Origin of the sequence: Arthrobacter sp. H20 (assembly GCF_000520515.1) — a bacterium.
Taxonomy (GTDB): domain Bacteria; phylum Actinomycetota; class Actinomycetes; order Actinomycetales; family Micrococcaceae; genus Arthrobacter_D.
Genome location: NZ_KI914714.1, coordinates 29,071 through 44,453, shown reverse-complemented (window position 1 = coordinate 44,453; position 15,383 = coordinate 29,071). Strand labels below are relative to the sequence as shown.

The window sequence follows — 15,383 nt, the reverse complement described above, 5'->3', positions numbered from 1 at the left end:
GGAGCTGCCGATCGGCTTGCTGTTCTCCAAGAACATCACCGTGGGCGGCGGCATGGCGCCGGCCCACACCTACATTCCCGAACTTCTTGCGGACGTCCTCGCCGGGAAGATCAATCCGGGCAAGGTGTTTGACGTTGAGATGCCCCTTGAGGATGCAGCCGAAGCCTACAAGGCCATGGATGAGCGCCGTGCCATCAAGGTGTTGCTGAAGCCCTAACGGCCCGCGCAAGGAATTGTGCAGGGCCGCAAATTTGCAGTTGTGTAAAACCCCACCGAGTGCCACAATGGTTCGGTGAGTCAACTACTTTCCCTGCGGGACCGAAAACGAACTGAGACCTGGGCCGCACTGCATGACGCAGCGGCCCGGCTCACGCTCGAGAGCGGCCCTGACCGCGTTACTACCGATGCGATCGCTGCCCAGGCCAACGTCTCGGCGCGCACCTTCTTCAACTATTTCGGAACCAAAGAAGACGCCATCCTTGGCCTCCAGGACCCCTCCATCGATGAAAACTGGCTGACAGCCTTCAATGTCGAAACGAACCTCCTTGACCAGGTCTCCCGGCTACTCGTCCATGTGGTGCACTCCACGGAGGGCGGGGGTGACGGCGAAAGCCTCCGAATGGAGGTAGTGCAGCAGTTCCCACAGCTCCGCCAGCGCCGCGTCGCCTACTTCCTGAAGGTGGAGCAACTGGTCCGCGATGTCGTCACCGAGGGCATCACCGCCTCGGCCAAATGGGCCGACGTCGCACAGCACCACCGGGCCGAAGACATTTCACGGATGATCGTGCTGATCGCCGGAGCGCCCATGCGCTACGCGATGCAGGAATCGGCGCACGCGCCCACCCTCGACAACCAGTTCGCGGCACTCAGCTCCGCCATCTCACTCCTCAGAGAGGTCCTCCCGGAAATCCAATGAGTACCAGTACCAAAACCACACCAGCTGCCGTCGTCGAGAAACCCACCGGAATGCTTTTGCTCTTCGTCGGGCTAATGCTTTCGATGCTTCTTGCCGCACTGAGCCAGATGATCCTGAGCACCGCGCTCCCCACCATCGTCGGGGAGCTCAACGGCGTCGATCAGATGCTGTGGGTCATCACCGCCTATATCCTGACCGCCACCATCGTGATGCCCATCTACGGCAAACTCGGTGACCTGATGGGCCGCAAGAACCTGCTGCTCATCGCGATCAGCATCTTCATGGTCGGCTCAATTGTTGGTGGCCTGGCCCCGGACATGCCCTGGCTGATCACCGGCCGCGCAATCCAGGGCGTCGGCGGTGGCGGGCTGATGATCCTGGCTCAGGCGATCATTGCCGACGTCGTCCCCGCCCGGGAGCGCGGCAAGTACATGGGCGTCATGGGTGGCGTTTTCGCTTTTGCTTCCGTAGCCGGCCCCCTGCTCGGCGGGTTCTTTACCGAAGGTCCGGGCTGGCGCTGGATGTTCTGGATCAATATGCCGTTGGGTATCCTCGCAATCCTGGTAGTTGTCTTCTTCCTGCACCTGCCCAGCAAGGAGCGTAAGCGGTCAAAGCCCGACGTCGCAGGCATGGCTCTCCTCGCCATCGCCACCACCTCAGTGGTGCTGGTGGGCACCTGGGGTGGAACCCGGTACGACTGGACCTCACCCACCATTTTGGGGTTGGTCGCTGCTGCAGTGGTCACCGGCGTAGCCTTTGTGATGGTCGAGCGACGCGCCGACGAGCCGATCCTTCCCATGCACCTCTTCAAGGAACGCAACTTCAACCTCACCACTTCGGGGGGCCTGCTGATTGGGGTCACCATGTTTGGCGCCATCGGCTATCTGCCGACCTACCTGCAGATGGTCACCGGTGCTAGCGCCACGAACGCCGGCCTACTCATGATTCCGATGATGGGTGCGCTCCTGATCATGTCCACCGGCTCGGGTGTTCTCGTCAGCCGCACCGGCCGCTACAGGTGGATGCCTATTGCCGGTGCCCTGATCATCGCCGTCGCGCTTTTCCTACTTTCAACCATTCAGCCCGGGACGGCGCTCTGGGTTATCTGCACCTACATTGGCCTGCTCGGCGCCGGGCTGGGCCTGAGCATGCAGATCCTGGTGCTGATTGTGCAGAACACGTTCCCCAACCGGATGGTCGGCACGGCCACCGCCTCCAACAACTATTTCCGTCAGATCGGAGCCACCCTGGGGTCGGCGATCGTCGGTAGCCTCTTCACGGCACGGGTCGCAGACCTGCTGACCGAGCGGCTTCCCGGTGGTACGGTCAGCACCGAGGGCGGCGCCAACTCGCTGACTCCTCAGCTGGTCTATACGCTGCCCGACGCCGCCAGGAACGCTGTGATCGAGTCCTACAACGACGCGCTCACCCCGCTGTTCCTCTATATGGCGCCGCTCGGGGTGCTGGCAGCCGTGCTGCTCTACTTCGTGAAAGAAACGCCTCTGGCGACGTCGATCGAGGCGGAGCGTGAGCCAGCCATTCCGTTTGACAAGGCAGAATAGGTGGATGAGCCCCTACCTGATCACCCGTGAACGATTCATCAACGCGCCAGCAACCGACATCTTCGAGGTCCTGGCCACCCCAGCGCTGCACAGTGTTATCGACGGGTCGGACACTGTTCAGGGCGAACAGCCCGGTGGGCCACAGCGCCTGTACCAGGGTGCCAGGTTCGGGATGGACATGCGGATCGGCGCGAAGTACAATATCCTCAATAAGGTGACCGAGTTCGAGGAAGGGCGCCGGATCACCTGGCGCCACTTCACGCAGGCGACGTGGAGCTACGTCCTGGAGCCCCGGGATGGCGGCACCCTGGTCACCGAGCAGTGGGATGCCCGCTCGGTGACCGGCCGGATAGTCCTGAGGCCGATGGGATTCCTTCGCAAAAATCCCATCGCCATGGAGAAGACACTCGTGAAGCTCGAGAGCTACGTCACCAAGACCTAGCCATCCCGGCCTGGGCCACCGGGGGCTTAGAGCAACCCGACGCCGAACAGCAGGCCGAGAAGGTAGGTCGCTGCGGCGGCGCCGAGGCCGATCGCCACCTGCCGTAGCGCAAGCTTCAGCGGCGACGCACCGGAGAGCAGTGCAACAACGGCGCCTGTTCCCAGCAACGCGAGTCCCACTAGAACACATGCGGGGATGACCGCCGTTGGACCGCTGAGCCCGAACAAGTACGGCAGGATGGGGATCACTGCGCCGGACGCGAAGAAGCAGAAACTTGACGCGGCCGCACCCAGCCCGGTGCCGACGTGCTCGTGTTCATCCCGCTCGCCAGAGGTTTCCGGCTGGAGGGACAAGCTCGGATCGCAGTCGCAGTCACGGAGACCCAATCGTTCTTCCGCGCGGTGCTGGGCTGCCTGACGGGACATCCCCCGGGCGCGATAGACCAGCACCAGTTCGTTGGCGTCGATATCCAACTCCTTGGCTGCGGTTAGCGTGATCTGGGTTGGCCGCGATGCGGCAAGCAACTCACGCTGCGACCGCACCGACACGTACTCCCCAGCGCCCATCGACAACGCGCCGGCGAGGAGCCCGGCGATGCCACTGAACAGGACAAAGCCGGTGGAGACCCCGGTGGCGCCAACACCCAGCACCAGCGCCAGGTTGCTGACCAGCCCGTCGTTGGCACCAAACACGGCAGCTCTGAAGTTGCCGGATAGCCTGTTGCGTCCCCGGGTGGCGAGTCCTCTGATGACCTCTTCGTGTATCTGCTCATCGGCGGCCATGGCGTCGGTTGCAGTGGGATCCTTAGCGTACGGTGACCTGCTCTCGGCGCGCTGGGCAAGCGCCAGCACGAACACGCTGCCGAATCGCCTGGCGAGGAAGCCCAGCAGTATGTTCCGCAGGGAAGCGCGGACTGGCTTGCCGGCGTCGCCACCCAACAGCAACAGCCAGTGAGCTTCATGCCTGCCCTCCGCCTTGGCCAGTGCGAGCAGGATTTCACGTTCTTCGCCCTCGCGACGGCCGGCCAGATAACGGTAGGTAGCGGCCTCTGCCCGTTCATCGGCCAGGTATTGCCGCCAGCGCCGGATATCGGCGGGGGCTGGCTTTTCTTGAGTTGATGTCACGGGGGTCTCCTGGTCTGTAGCGACCAGGGCCGTGACGGGGCTCCGGCCGTCGATAAAGCGGCCGAAGGTCTCGCTCGCCAGTAATAGTTGCTTACTGGTGGACTGCCGGGTCATCGTCATCGATGGCCAGTGTGTCGACAGGCCGCTGTGCAGATCCGCGAACAATCCAGGATGCTGCGCGGGAGCTACTCCCCTTCTCTGCACCAATCGTAGCGGAGAGCGTCAGCGGCGGGGGACCACCCCTCCGCCGAGGTGTGATATCTGGCGGCTCGGACCCGCCCGAAGTCGCCTGACCTCGCTATTCGGCGGGGGGTGTGTGCGGCTCGCTAAGATGAGACAATGGCCGCCCCGACAGATGAACCGCACCGCCGCGGGTCCTTGACCCGGTGGCTCCTCGCTGGTGGCACTGACCCGGATCCGCGGTTCACGCTGGCCAATGAACGGACCTTCCTCGCCTGGATTCGTACCTCCCTGGCTCTGCTCGCCGGCGGTATTGCAGTTGAAGCGTTCACCGTCGAGCTATTTGATCCGATCCTGCGAAAAGCCATTGCCATTGTCCTGTTGCTGCTGGCCATGCTGATCGCCGCCGCGGCCTGCTACAGGTGGCTGATCATCGAGCGGGCGATGCGCCGTGGGGCACCTCTGCCGCTGCCGGTGCTCTTCCCCCTGCTGGCCCTCGGGGTGACGGCGGTCGCGGCCGTCGTCGTCCTCGTCGTCTTTGTCCGACCAGCCTGAGCGCGCCCGAATGAGAGGTTCCAAGCCCACCGACCCGGGCTTGCAGCCCGAGCGCACCACTCTGGCCTGGGGGAGGACCCTGCTGGCTTTGGTTGTCAGTGGTGTGCTTTTCGTGCGGTGGCTACCCCAGTACGGATGGTTTGCAGGGATCCTGATTGCTGCATTGCTTACCGCAGCCCTGGGGATCTATGTGAGTCAGCGCCTTCGGTATAACCGCAATCTGAACGGCATGAGCACCGGCGCACTGAAAGCTGAGGTGGGGGCGGTGCTCTGGATCTCTGCGGTTGTAGTGGCAGTGGGTGCTGCCGGGATTTACGCAGTTCTCTTCCGGCCACTGCACGAGTGAGACGTAATCTGGTGGAGAGTGAACGACCTGCAGTCCCGCCAAACAGGATAGAGTTCGACAGTCCAAGACAGAAAGTAGACTGATGACTTTTGATTCCTTTGCCCCCTGGGTGCGTAACTACGGCCCCGGAGTGCCGGGCGACGTCGCCATCCCGGATGGCTCCCTGGTCAACCTCGTCGAGGAATCAGCGCGACAGTATGGCAGGAAGGTCGCCCTCGAATTTTTCGGCGCAGGGACCACCTACCGGCAGCTCGGCGATGCGATCCAGCGCGCTGCCGAAGGCCTGCGCAGGCTGGGGGTTGTGGCCGGCGATAGGGTGGCTCTCGTCCTGCCGAACTGCCCGCAGCACGTGGTTGCCTTCTATGCCGTCCTGCGGCTCGGAGCCATTGTGGTGGAGCACAATCCCCTCTACACCGACCGGGAATTGCGGCATCAGTTCGAAGACCATGGGGCACGGGTCGCAATTGTCTGGGATAGGGCAGCGCAGCGTGTGCAGGACCTGCCGCATGACGTCCATGTCACGGCCATCGTCACTGTCGACCTGACCCGTGCCATGCCGTTTTCCAAACGGGCAGCACTCCGGCTTCCCGTCAGGAAAGCCAAGGAGGCCAGGAGTGCCCTGACTACCTCCGCCAAGCTCTCCGGCAGCAGAAGCGTCACCAGCTGGGAACAGCTGGTTGGAAGCAAACCGCTTGCCGCGGCACACCCCGGGCCGGTGGGCACCGACGTCGCAGTGCTGCAGTACACCAGCGGCACCACCGGCCACCCGAAGGGCGCAGTCCTCACGCACCGCAACCTGCTAGTCAATGCTGCGCAAGGTCGGGCGTGGGTCCCCGGGCTGGATGACGGCAAGGAAATCATCTACGCAGTCCTGCCGATGTTCCATGCCTACGGGCTCACCCTGTGCCTGACCTTCGCCATGAGTATCGGGGCACGTCTGGTTCTCTTTCCCAAGTTCGACGAGGACCTGGTGCTGGATGCCGCCAAGACCAGCCCTCCCACTTTCCTCCCGGCCGTTCCCCCAATCTATGAGCGCCTGGCCAAACGCGCTGTGGAACGTGGTGTCAGTCTGAAAAGTATTCGCTTCGCGATCTCCGGTGCGATGAACCTGCCTCCCGCAACCATCGAGCTGTGGGAATCGGTGACCGGCGGGTATCTGGTGGAGGGGTATGGGCTGACCGAGACATCGCCCATCTCCCTCGGCAACCCGATCGGGCCAACGCGTAAGCCAGGCACCGTTGGGGTGCCATTCCCGAACACGGAAATCCGGGTGGTTGATCCAGAGAATTCGGATAGCGACCGCGAACCGGGGGAAGCGGGGGAACTGCTAATCCGTGGACCGCAGGTGTTCAAGGGGTACTGGCGCAACGATGAGGACACGCGTGCTGTCCTGACCGCCGACGGCTGGTTCAAGACGGGGGACATTGTCAGGATCGACGAAGACTTTTACGTCACCATCGTGGACCGGATCAAGGAGATTATTGTGACCGGTGGCTTCAACGTCACTCCAACCGAGGTCGAGGAGGCGCTGCTGGACCACGACAGTGTCGCTGACGCAGCTGTAGTCGGCATGCCGATGGCTGGCGGGGGCGAAGAGGTGGTGGCCGCCGTCGTCCTCCGCGAGGGGCATCAATTCAGCGCAGATGTGCTCAAGGTGGCCTGCAGGGGCTCACTGGCTGCCTACAAGGTGCCGCGCCGTATTGTTGTGGTAGACGAACTGCCGAGATCACTCATCGGCAAGGTGCTGCGACGCCAGGTTCGAGACCAACTTATTGCCGGCGACAGCTGAGCTACGTGAGGAAACAAGGAGACAGAGACCGTGTTTAACATTTTCGGGCGCACCAAGAAGGCGCCTCGCGGGGAGGAGCACCGGGCGGAAGCAGCAGGCGTCGACGCTCCTGCGGCTCAGCGGAGCCCCTGGAAGGATTCGCTGGGCCGAAGCAGCACACGTGCCGCCCAGGTTCTTCTGATCCTGGTCCTTGCCGTGGTGGTGGTCTATGGTCTGATCCAGGTGCGTCTGGTGGTCATCCCGCTGATCATCGCCCTGATCCTGGCGGCGGCGATTGGTCCGCTGGTGAACTGGCTCCGGCGTAAGGGATGGCCCAGCGCGCTCGCCACCGCCTTTTCCTTCCTGCTCTTGCTGAGTGTGCTCGGCGGTGTGATCACTGGGATTGTGTTTGCCGTCCGGAGCCAGGCTGACGAGCTGGTGGACAGCGCGACCCAAGGCTTCGATCAAATCTACGAGTTTGTCCGTGATGGTCCACTCCCCATCGACGAGCAGCAGATCTCCGATGCCCAGGAATGGTTGATTGACTTCGCCACCAGCGCCACTGTGGGAGCCGGCGCAGTATCCGGCATCACCGCCGCTGGTGAGTTCCTCACCGGGGCGGTGCTAATGGTGGTCATCCTCTTCTTCTTCCTCAAGGACGGCGACCGGATCTTCGCCTTCATCCTGCGCCCCTTCAAGGACGAGCGCCTGGTCAAGGCCCGCCGCGTGGGCACCCATGGACTGGAGACCCTGGGCGGATACGTTCGTGGGACGGCGATCGTTGCCCTGGTGGACTCAGTAGTTATTGGCGTTGCCCTCTTTATTCTGGGTATTCCGCTGGCGTTGCCGCTTGCGGTCATCGTGTTTGTCGGAGCGTTCATCCCACTGGTCGGTGCGACGGCGGCTGGCGCGCTTGCCGCGCTGGTCGCACTCGTGGCCGAGGGGCCGACCACGGCACTGATCGTGATCATCGTGGTTATTGCGGTGAATCAGATCGAGGGCAACTTCCTGCAGCCAGTGGTGATGGGCCGCTCCCTGAGCGTGCATGCCCTGGTGATCCTGGTCGCGTTGACCGCTGGCACCATCCTGGCTGGCATCGTTGGCGCCATCCTGTCAGTGCCTATCGCGGCAGTCATCTGGAGTGCCATCAAGTCCTGGACCGGAGAAGAGGACGGGCCGATTACCCCTGCAGACATCGGACAGGCCGAACTCGATACCAAGGCCGACGCCGTGGGACGTGGCCGCAGCAGCAGGCCAGGCCGGAAGATCGGTGCCTCGATAGCCAAGCCGTAAATCCAAGGTGGTAGGACAAAGGCCGGCGTCCCTGAATGACAGTGGACGCCGGCCTTGTGGTGCCTGGGACTAGCGCCTGGCTGAGCCAGCTGTCACTGCTACCTCGTCCTCTGCCGCGCCAGCTACGCGACGCTCCCAGGCGGCCATGACCGCTGGGTCGGTCCGCTTGGTGAGAAACGAGACAACAATGAACACAATTGCTGAGGCGCCCAACCCGTAGTAGATCGGTTCGTTGGCGTAAATGCCGTCGTACTGGTTCTCGGCATTGACTTCCAGGTAGATCATGGTCCCGAGGGTGAAGACCGTGCCCGCAGCCATCGAAGCTGCTGCTGCCACGCCGGTGGCTCGTTTCCAGACCAGACCACCGAGGATGGCGATCAGCAGGCCGCCAACCAGAATGGCGTAGGCAATGGTGAGAGCTGCGACCACGTCCTGGACGACCACTGCCAGCGCAATGGTGACCAGGCCCAGGCCCAGCACCCACCAGCGGTTGGCTTGCACATCGTGCTCAGGGTTTTCGGCTGCGCCCTCGGTGGTCGTGTCGATGGTGGTCTGGCTGCCACGGCCAAACCAGCTGCTGACGAACGGGACGACGTCGGCGCGCGCCACTGTTGCTGCGGCGATTAGCGATCCGGATGCCGTGGACATCATGGCGGCGACGGCTGCGGCGAGCACCAGGCCGCCAATGCCGATGGGCAGGACGTTGATGGCGATATCCGCGTACACGTCGTCCTGGGACTCGATGTTGGGAAGGATCACACTGGCTGACATGCCGATGACAGCGCCTGCCACGCCGTAGAGAATGCAGTACACGCCAGCGGTCACTCCACCCCAGCGGGCGACGGTGGGTGTCCGGGCGGTGAAGACGCGCTGCCAGATGTCCTGCCCGATGAGCAGGCCCAGGGTGTAGACCACGAAGTAGGTGATGATGCTCTGCAGGCCGATGCCGGTGATGCTGAAGAACTCATCCCCGGCGCGCTCGGAGATGCCGTCGAAACCGCCTGCATTGATCAGGGCGAAGGGAAGCATCAGGGCGAATACGCCGACGGTCTTGATGATGAACTGCGCCATGTCAGCGAGCGTGATGGACCACATGCCACCGATGGCCGAGTAGATCAGGACGATCGCACCGCCGACGGCGATGGACGCGGCACGGTCCCAACCGAACAACACCACGAAGATGGTGGCATAGGCGCCGGTTGAGGTAGCGCAGAGCATCAGCGTGTAGGCCAGCATGACGATGCCGGATGCCTTGGTTGCTTCAGCGCCGTAACGCAGGGTGAGCATCTGGGAGACCGTGTAGATCTTCAGTTTCTGCAGGGTGGGCGCAAAGAGGAGGCTGAGCAGCAGCACTCCAACACCGATCGCGACGACGAGCCACATGCCCGAGATGCCGTAGGTGTAGCCGAGGCCGACGCCACCGACGGTCGAGGCGCCACCAAGAACCACAGCAGCCATGGTGCCGGTGTAGAGGAGAGGCCCGAGCCGACGACCAGCGACCAGATAGTCGCTGGTGTTCTTGGTGCGGGACTTGCCTCACCAGCCGAACGCCAGCATGCCTACGAGGTAGACCACCACTATCGCGATGTTGATAAATTCCATGGTGCTCCTGAATGTGTGGATTTCGGTTAAAAAGTAACCTATAGAAAACTTATGTTTCGCTATAGGCTAGTTGTGACCTTGCTAACACGTCAAGCGTGTGGCCGTCGGGGCGGCTGGGGAATCCTCGGTATGCTCAGAGTCGATGTCAGCCCGGGTCGAGAGTCCCGAGCGGAGAGATGGTAGCCAGTGAAGGCCCTGCCTGTAGAACCCAGCAATGCCCCGGTAGCCATCGGGTCCCGCATCCGCGCCGCCCGGCAGGCGCAGCGGATGACTATCGAACAAGTTGCCGCTGCCACCGGTCTGACCAAGGGTTTCCTGAGCCGGGTGGAGCGGGACCTGACGTCGCCATCGGTCGCTTCCCTCGTGACGCTCTGCCAGGTGTTGTCAGTATCGATCGGTGACCTGTTTCTGGTGCCCGAGACCCACCTGACCCGGCTGGGTGAGGCGCCACGCATCAGCCTCGGGGGAGAGGGCATCAACGAGCGGCTGATGACTGCGCGCTCAGAGCGCAGACTGCAGATGATCCGCGCCGTTATTGAACCCCACGGGCGGGGGGAGGCCGAGCTGTACTCCGTTGACTGCGAGGTGGAGACACTTCACGTGGTCACTGGCAGCTTTGTGCTGATCTTCTCCAATGACAGGTATGAGTTGGAAGCCGGAGACACCGTCACCTTCCCCGGCCGTGAACCTCACACCTGGTTCAATCCCACTGGTGAGCAGGCCATTGTGCTCTGGACGCTGGTGCCGGCGGCGTCCGGCGGCTAATCGTGGCTGCAAGGCTAGCCGACGTGAACCCACGGCCTGCGGGTCACGTCCGGTTCAGCCTCCCGCAGTACCTCTCGGGTTACCGGGGCAATTTCTCCTTCACCGGTGATGAGGAATTTGAACAGGTTGGTCAGCGGGTGGCCTTCTGTCCAGCGGAAGTAGACGTGCGGCATGAGACCGGTGATGTCACGGATGTGCAGCATTACCGCTGCGATAGTGGTGGGCACGTTGGAACTGTGTACTTCAAGGATCCGATAGCCGTGCCGGCTGACGCCGTGCACCTGGAGCGCGGTTTCAAAGTCGGAGGAGTCGTCAACAATGACCTCGATAAACAGCGGGTTGTCGGTCGGCGAAAGGTGGCTCACCGTGCAGGCGTGCTCCAGCTTCCGGCGGTAGGCGCCCGCCGTCAGCCGCTGTGGTTCATGAGCGATGAGGATAATGTCGCCGTCGTCGGTGGAGGCCACGAACCGCAGCGCTTCATCGTCAAGCCTGATTCCGGTGGTGCGTAGTTCGAATGCTCGGCTGAAGCGGGAAGCAAGTGAGATCACCACGATGCCAAGGATGAACAGGCCCGCGATACGGACGCCGTCGGGCCGTTCCACCATGTTGATCAGCGTGGTCACCGACAGCACCACGGCTACCATTCCGAAACCGGCGGTGGCGAGGTGTTGGCCGCGCCGCCGGGCGGAAAGGGTGACAGCCACCGAGGCCGAGGTGATGAGCACCAGCACACCAGTCGCGTACGCGCCGCCCTGGGCCTCGACGTCGGCCTTGAACGCGATGGTCACGAGGAAAGCGATTGCGGTAAACACGATCACCAGCGGGCGCACTGCCCTGGCCCAGTCGGGTGCCATTCCATAGCGGGGCAGGTAGCGAGGGACCAGGTTCAGCAGGCCGGTCATGGCCGAGGCTCCGGCGAACCAGAGGATGGCGATGGTGCTGATGTCGTAGACAGTGCCAAAGCCGTCGCCAAGGTAGGTGTGCGCCAGATAGGCCAGTGCCCGGCCGTTGGCTTCGCCGCCCTCCTGGAATTCCTGGGCAGGAATCAGGATGGTGGTGGCGATGCTCGAGGTGATGAGGAAACCGCTCATGATCAGTGCTGCCGACGTCAGTAGCTTCTTGGCCCCCTCGATCCGACCGGCAAGGTTCTCGTGCTCATCGCGGGGGTGCCCCTTGATCAACGGCATCACAACGACGCCGGTCTCGAACCCCGAGAGGCCCAATGCAAGGCGGGGGAAGATCAACATGGCCACCACCACCATCAGCATCGGATTGCCGTGCTGGGTGTTCAGGGCGGTCCACCAGTCATCGACCAGAGGCGGCCTCAGCGCCACCTGCCCCAGGGCCACGACGATGACCACGAGGTTCAGCACCAGGAAAATGGCTACCAGTGCGACGGCGATCCCCACCGCCTCCCGGAAACCGCGCAGGAACACCACTGAGAGCAAGCCAAGGAAGATGAGGGTGATCAGCACCTCCTGGCCGTGCATCCAGCCTGGGGCAAACGGGTTCTCAATCAGGTGTGCGCTGGCATCGGCGGCCGACAGGGTCATGGTGATCAGGAAGCTCGTTGCAGCGAACCCCAAAAGGACCAGCACAAACATCTTGCCGGTCCAGCGTGGCAGCAGGCGTTCGAGCATGGCGATGGAACCTTCGCCGTTGGGGCTTTCCTCGGCCACTCGCTTGTAGACGGGGAGGGCGCCGAGGAGGGTGACGAGGACTAGGACGATCGTCGCGATGGGGGAGAGTACTCCCGCAGCGACGGCGGCGATGGCAGGCTGGTATCCGAGTGTTGAGAAGTAGTCAACGCCGGTCAGGCACATCACTTTCCACCATGAATGCGTTGCGGTGTTCCTGGACCGCCTGGGTTTGCGCTGATTCTCGTCATCAAGGAGCCAATGCCCAAGCCGCCGGGCCCTGCGGGAATCTCTGATGCCCCTCAATGTTGTAGTCACTGCTTGACTGTAGACCCGCGGAATCCTGGTGAGGAGAGTCTTTACGCTTCCTTGACGGGGTCACTTTGAGGGCGGCAGGTTGGCCTCAATCTTGACCGAGACGGACATCACAATTAGCCTTGTGAAAAACAGTTGATGCTTATATGGCAACTTACTGTTTACTGCTGAACAACCTGTGTGGGCATCCGATGCCCCAACCCGGAGGTACCCATGGAACAGCCGCGCGTCACGGCCAATGGAAATGTTGGCCCCATCGACTCCTCGCGGATCCCCCGCTACGCAGGAGCAGCGACCTTTGCCCGGCTGCCACGGCTCGACGAGGTGGATCGTGCCGACATCGCCGTCGTCGGTGTCCCGTTCGACTCTGGTGTGTCCTACCGCCCCGGTGCGCGGTTCGGTGCGAATCATGTCCGAGAGTCCTCACGCCTGCTCCGGCCCTACAATCCGGCCCTGGATATCTCTCCGTTCGAGCGGGTGCAGGTGGCCGACGCCGGGGATATGGCGGTCAACCCGTTCAACATCAACGAGGCGATTGAAACCATCCAGCAGAACGCCCTCGATCTGACCCGCGACGGTGCCAGGCTGGTGACGCTCGGCGGTGACCACACCATTGCGCTGCCCCTGCTGCGCGCAGCAGCTGAACGCGCCGGAGCTCCCGTGGCGATGCTGCACTTCGATGCCCACCTCGACACCTGGGACACCTACTTCGGCGCCGAGTACACGCACGGTACGCCCTTTCGCCGCGCGGTCGAGGAGGGAATCCTCGACACCGAGGCCATCTCGCACGTGGGCACCCGCGGCCCGCTGTACGGGGTGAAGGACCTGGAGGACGACAGGCGTTTCGGTTTCGGGATCGTCACCTCCTCCGATGTGTTCCGGCAAGGGGTCGACGAGGTGATTGCCAAGCTGAGGGACCGGATTGGCAACCGCCCGCTCTACATCTCGATCGACATCGACGTTCTCGACCCGGCGCACGCACCGGGGACAGGCACCCCCGAGGCCGGTGGCATCACCAGCCGGGAGCTGCTCGAGATCCTCCGCGGGATGCGCGGCATGAACTTGATCGGCGCCGACGTCGTCGAGGTTGCCCCAGCCTATGACCATGCGGAGATCACCGGCGTCGCGGCGTCGCATGTTGCCTATGACCTGGTCAGCCTGATGGCGGACCAAGCGACTACCAGCACGACTGCAGAGGAGTACTAAATGGTATCGACAGACAGCGTCGCGGCGGCCCCGCCCCGGCCCCTGACAGGAGAGCGCAACGGAGGGGATCTCGTCGTCGAGACCCTGAGCGCCCTCGGGGCAACCACGGTCTTCGGCATTCCCGGGCAGCACGCGTTGGGCCTGTTTGACGCGTTGTCGCGTTCGGACCTGCGCTTTGTTTCCTCACGGGTGGAGAACAACTCGGCGTTCGCCGCCGATGGCTTCTCCCGCGCCACTGGACAGGTGGGGGTTCTCTTTCTGTCCACCGGGCCGGGCGCGCTGACGGCGCTCGCTGGTCTGCAGGAGGCCTACGCGACTGGTGTGCCGATGGTGGTAATTGCCAGCCAGATCCCGCTCGAAGGTCTTGGTGCCCGGCGCAAGGGCATGCTGCACCAGCTCGACGACCAGAAGGCATCGGCAGCGAACGTCACCAAGAGCCAGCGGCTGATCCAGCACGCCTCAGGCATCCCGTCGGCCATTCAGGACGCCTGGACCGAAGCCGTATCCTCACCGCAGGGCCCGGTCTGGATCGAGGTGCCGCAGAATGTGCTCCTTGACCCAGTGATGGTGCCACAGGTCGAGGACGCGCTCGCCGACCCCTTCGACAACCCACCCCGGGTGGAACTGGTCCGCGAGGCAGTGAAGTGGCTGACCGAGTCCAAGCGTCCCGCCATCGTCGCCGGCGGCGGCACCCGTCGCGGCCACGCCGAGCACTGGTTGCTGTCGATTGCCGAGAAGCTCGGCGCCCCAGTGCTGTGCTCACCCGGTGGCAACGGCGCGTTCCCCTGGGAACACGAACTGTCACTCCAGGCGTGGGTGGAGGACCGCTACGTCACCGAGGTACTCGAAGACGCCGACGTAGTGTTGGTGGTGGGTTCATCTCTCGGCGAAGTAACCAGCAACTACTTCACCCTCGAACCGCGGGGACGCATCATTCAGATCGACGCCGAACCCCGCGTGCTTGAATCCAACCGGCCAGCCCTGGGCATCCGCGCCGACGCTGGTCAGGCGCTCGCAGCCCTCGATGAAGCGCTGCCCACGCTGGACCGGGACCGCACCGACGGGTACGACGCCGCAGCGCTGGTCGCAGAGACGCTTGCCAAGGTGCAGGGGCGCCTGGATTCACAGGACCTCACCATGGAGCGCAAGTTCATGGCCGACATCCGGGCGGCTACCCCGGCTGGTCTGCAGACCTACTGGGACATGACCATTGCCGCCTACTGGGCGTGGAGCTGTTGGGACGCCAAGGACGGCCAGTTCCATTCGGCACAGGGCGCCGGGGGCCTCGGCTACGGGTTTCCCGGGGCGATCGGAGGCGCGGTCGGGCTGGGGGAGCGGGTCCTCGCGGTCTCCGGCGACGGGTCATCGATGTACTCGATTGCTGAGCTCGCCACGGCCAAGCAGCACAACCTGCCGGTTACCTGGCTGATTGTCGACGACGGCGGCTACGGGATCCTGCGTGAGTACATGGAGGGGGCTTTCGGGAAGGCTACTGCTACCGAGCTGACCCGGCCTGACTTTGTGAAGCTCGCCGAGGCGTTCGGGGTGCCGGCGGTGAAGGTGGCACCCGGCGATGTGCGGCAGGCGCTGGAGGCCGGATTCGCAGCTGACGGGCCCAACGTCGTCGTCGTCGAAACGCTGCTGCGCCTCTTCGCCCCGACCCATCTCTAGC

At 63.4% G+C, this 15,383-nt stretch carries 12 protein-coding genes and 2 pseudogenes; 11 read left to right on the top strand and 3 right to left on the bottom strand.

Features of this window, described 5'->3' with window-relative positions; genetic code table 11:
• From Y703_RS17815 to Y703_RS0103970, 4 genes and pseudogenes are all read left to right on the top strand, one after another.
• A pseudogene (locus Y703_RS17815) lies at positions 1-217 on the top strand (alcohol dehydrogenase); the annotation flags it as partial.
• A 75-nt stretch (positions 218-292) separates the two neighbouring features.
• Positions 293-916: a TetR/AcrR family transcriptional regulator gene (locus Y703_RS0103980; RefSeq protein WP_026551678.1), complete on the top strand. Its 624-nt coding sequence runs from the start codon at positions 293-295 to the stop codon at positions 914-916.
• Complete coding sequence (locus Y703_RS0103975) at positions 913-2,478, top strand: MDR family MFS transporter (RefSeq protein WP_026551677.1); 1,566 nt, start codon at positions 913-915, stop codon at positions 2,476-2,478. The genes Y703_RS0103980 and Y703_RS0103975 overlap by 4 nt, the downstream gene beginning before the upstream one ends.
• A gap of 4 nt (positions 2,479-2,482) precedes the next feature.
• Positions 2,483-2,920 carry an SRPBCC family protein gene (locus tag Y703_RS0103970; RefSeq protein WP_026551676.1) on the top strand — a complete coding sequence of 146 codons (438 nt, stop codon included), beginning with the start codon at positions 2,483-2,485 and terminating at the stop codon, positions 2,918-2,920.
• A 26-nt stretch (positions 2,921-2,946) separates the two neighbouring features.
• Here Y703_RS0103970 and Y703_RS0103965 read toward each other — a convergent pair whose 3' ends face one another.
• A complete protein-coding gene (locus Y703_RS0103965; RefSeq protein WP_253907928.1) occupies positions 2,947-4,044 on the bottom strand; it encodes a VIT1/CCC1 transporter family protein in 1,098 nt (365 codons plus the stop codon).
• A 339-nt stretch (positions 4,045-4,383) separates the two neighbouring features.
• Between Y703_RS0103965 and Y703_RS0103960 the strand changes: the two genes are divergently transcribed.
• From Y703_RS0103960 to Y703_RS0103945, 4 genes are all read left to right on the top strand, one after another.
• A complete protein-coding gene (locus Y703_RS0103960) occupies positions 4,384-4,779 on the top strand; it encodes a YidH family protein (RefSeq protein WP_026551674.1) in 396 nt (131 codons plus the stop codon).
• 10 nt (positions 4,780-4,789) lie between these two features.
• The gene (locus Y703_RS0103955; RefSeq protein WP_026551673.1) at positions 4,790-5,125 is read left to right on the top strand and encodes a DUF202 domain-containing protein; all 336 of its coding nucleotides are present in this window, start codon (positions 4,790-4,792) and stop codon (positions 5,123-5,125) included.
• Positions 5,126-5,207: 82 nt separating this feature from the next.
• Positions 5,208-6,914 carry a long-chain-fatty-acid--CoA ligase gene (locus Y703_RS0103950; RefSeq protein WP_026551672.1) on the top strand — a complete coding sequence of 569 codons (1,707 nt, stop codon included), beginning with the start codon at positions 5,208-5,210 and terminating at the stop codon, positions 6,912-6,914.
• 30 nt (positions 6,915-6,944) lie between these two features.
• A complete protein-coding gene (locus Y703_RS0103945; RefSeq protein ID WP_026551671.1) occupies positions 6,945-8,186 on the top strand; it encodes an AI-2E family transporter in 1,242 nt (413 codons plus the stop codon).
• Positions 8,187-8,255: 69 nt separating this feature from the next.
• On the opposite strand, the pseudogene Y703_RS17810 reads toward Y703_RS0103945, so the two are convergent.
• A pseudogene (locus tag Y703_RS17810) lies at positions 8,256-9,788 on the bottom strand (sodium:solute symporter).
• Positions 9,789-9,974: 186 nt separating this feature from the next.
• Here Y703_RS17810 and Y703_RS0103935 point away from each other — a divergent pair.
• Complete coding sequence (locus Y703_RS0103935) at positions 9,975-10,553, top strand: helix-turn-helix domain-containing protein (protein WP_026551670.1); 579 nt, start codon at positions 9,975-9,977, stop codon at positions 10,551-10,553.
• Positions 10,554-10,567: 14 nt separating this feature from the next.
• Here the strand turns inward: Y703_RS0103935 and Y703_RS0103930 are convergent, their stop codons facing one another.
• Positions 10,568-12,376, bottom strand: coding sequence for an APC family permease (locus Y703_RS0103930; RefSeq protein ID WP_026551669.1), 1,809 nt, complete (start codon positions 12,374-12,376; stop codon positions 10,568-10,570).
• A gap of 342 nt (positions 12,377-12,718) precedes the next feature.
• On the opposite strand from Y703_RS0103930, the gene speB reads away from it, so the two are divergent.
• Positions 12,719-13,711, top strand: coding sequence for an agmatinase (speB, locus tag Y703_RS17805; RefSeq protein ID WP_051427286.1), 993 nt, complete (start codon positions 12,719-12,721; stop codon positions 13,709-13,711).
• Positions 13,712-15,382: a thiamine pyrophosphate-binding protein gene (locus tag Y703_RS0103920; protein ID WP_026551668.1), complete on the top strand. Its 1,671-nt coding sequence runs from the start codon at positions 13,712-13,714 to the stop codon at positions 15,380-15,382.
• The last annotated feature ends 1 nt before the right edge of the window (position 15,383 follow it).

What these genes read in the sequence shown, in the direction of transcription:
- Y703_RS0103920 (WP_026551668.1), top strand. Translation starts at nt 13,712, where the DNA reads ATGGTATCGACAGACAGCGTCGCGGCGGCCCCGCCCCGGCCCCTGACA.
- Y703_RS0103955 (WP_026551673.1), top strand. Translation starts at nt 4,790, where the DNA reads ATGAGAGGTTCCAAGCCCACCGACCCGGGCTTGCAGCCCGAGCGCACC.
- Y703_RS0103960 (WP_026551674.1), top strand. Translation starts at nt 4,384, where the DNA reads ATGGCCGCCCCGACAGATGAACCGCACCGCCGCGGGTCCTTGACCCGG.
- Y703_RS0103970 (WP_026551676.1), top strand. Translation starts at nt 2,483, where the DNA reads ATGAGCCCCTACCTGATCACCCGTGAACGATTCATCAACGCGCCAGCA.
- Y703_RS0103950 (WP_026551672.1), top strand. Translation starts at nt 5,208, where the DNA reads ATGACTTTTGATTCCTTTGCCCCCTGGGTGCGTAACTACGGCCCCGGA.
- speB (WP_051427286.1), top strand. Translation starts at nt 12,719, where the DNA reads ATGGAACAGCCGCGCGTCACGGCCAATGGAAATGTTGGCCCCATCGAC.
- Y703_RS0103930 (WP_026551669.1), bottom strand. Translation starts at nt 12,376, where the DNA reads ATGTGCCTGACCGGCGTTGACTACTTCTCAACACTCGGATACCAGCCT.
- Y703_RS0103975 (WP_026551677.1), top strand. Translation starts at nt 913, where the DNA reads ATGAGTACCAGTACCAAAACCACACCAGCTGCCGTCGTCGAGAAACCC.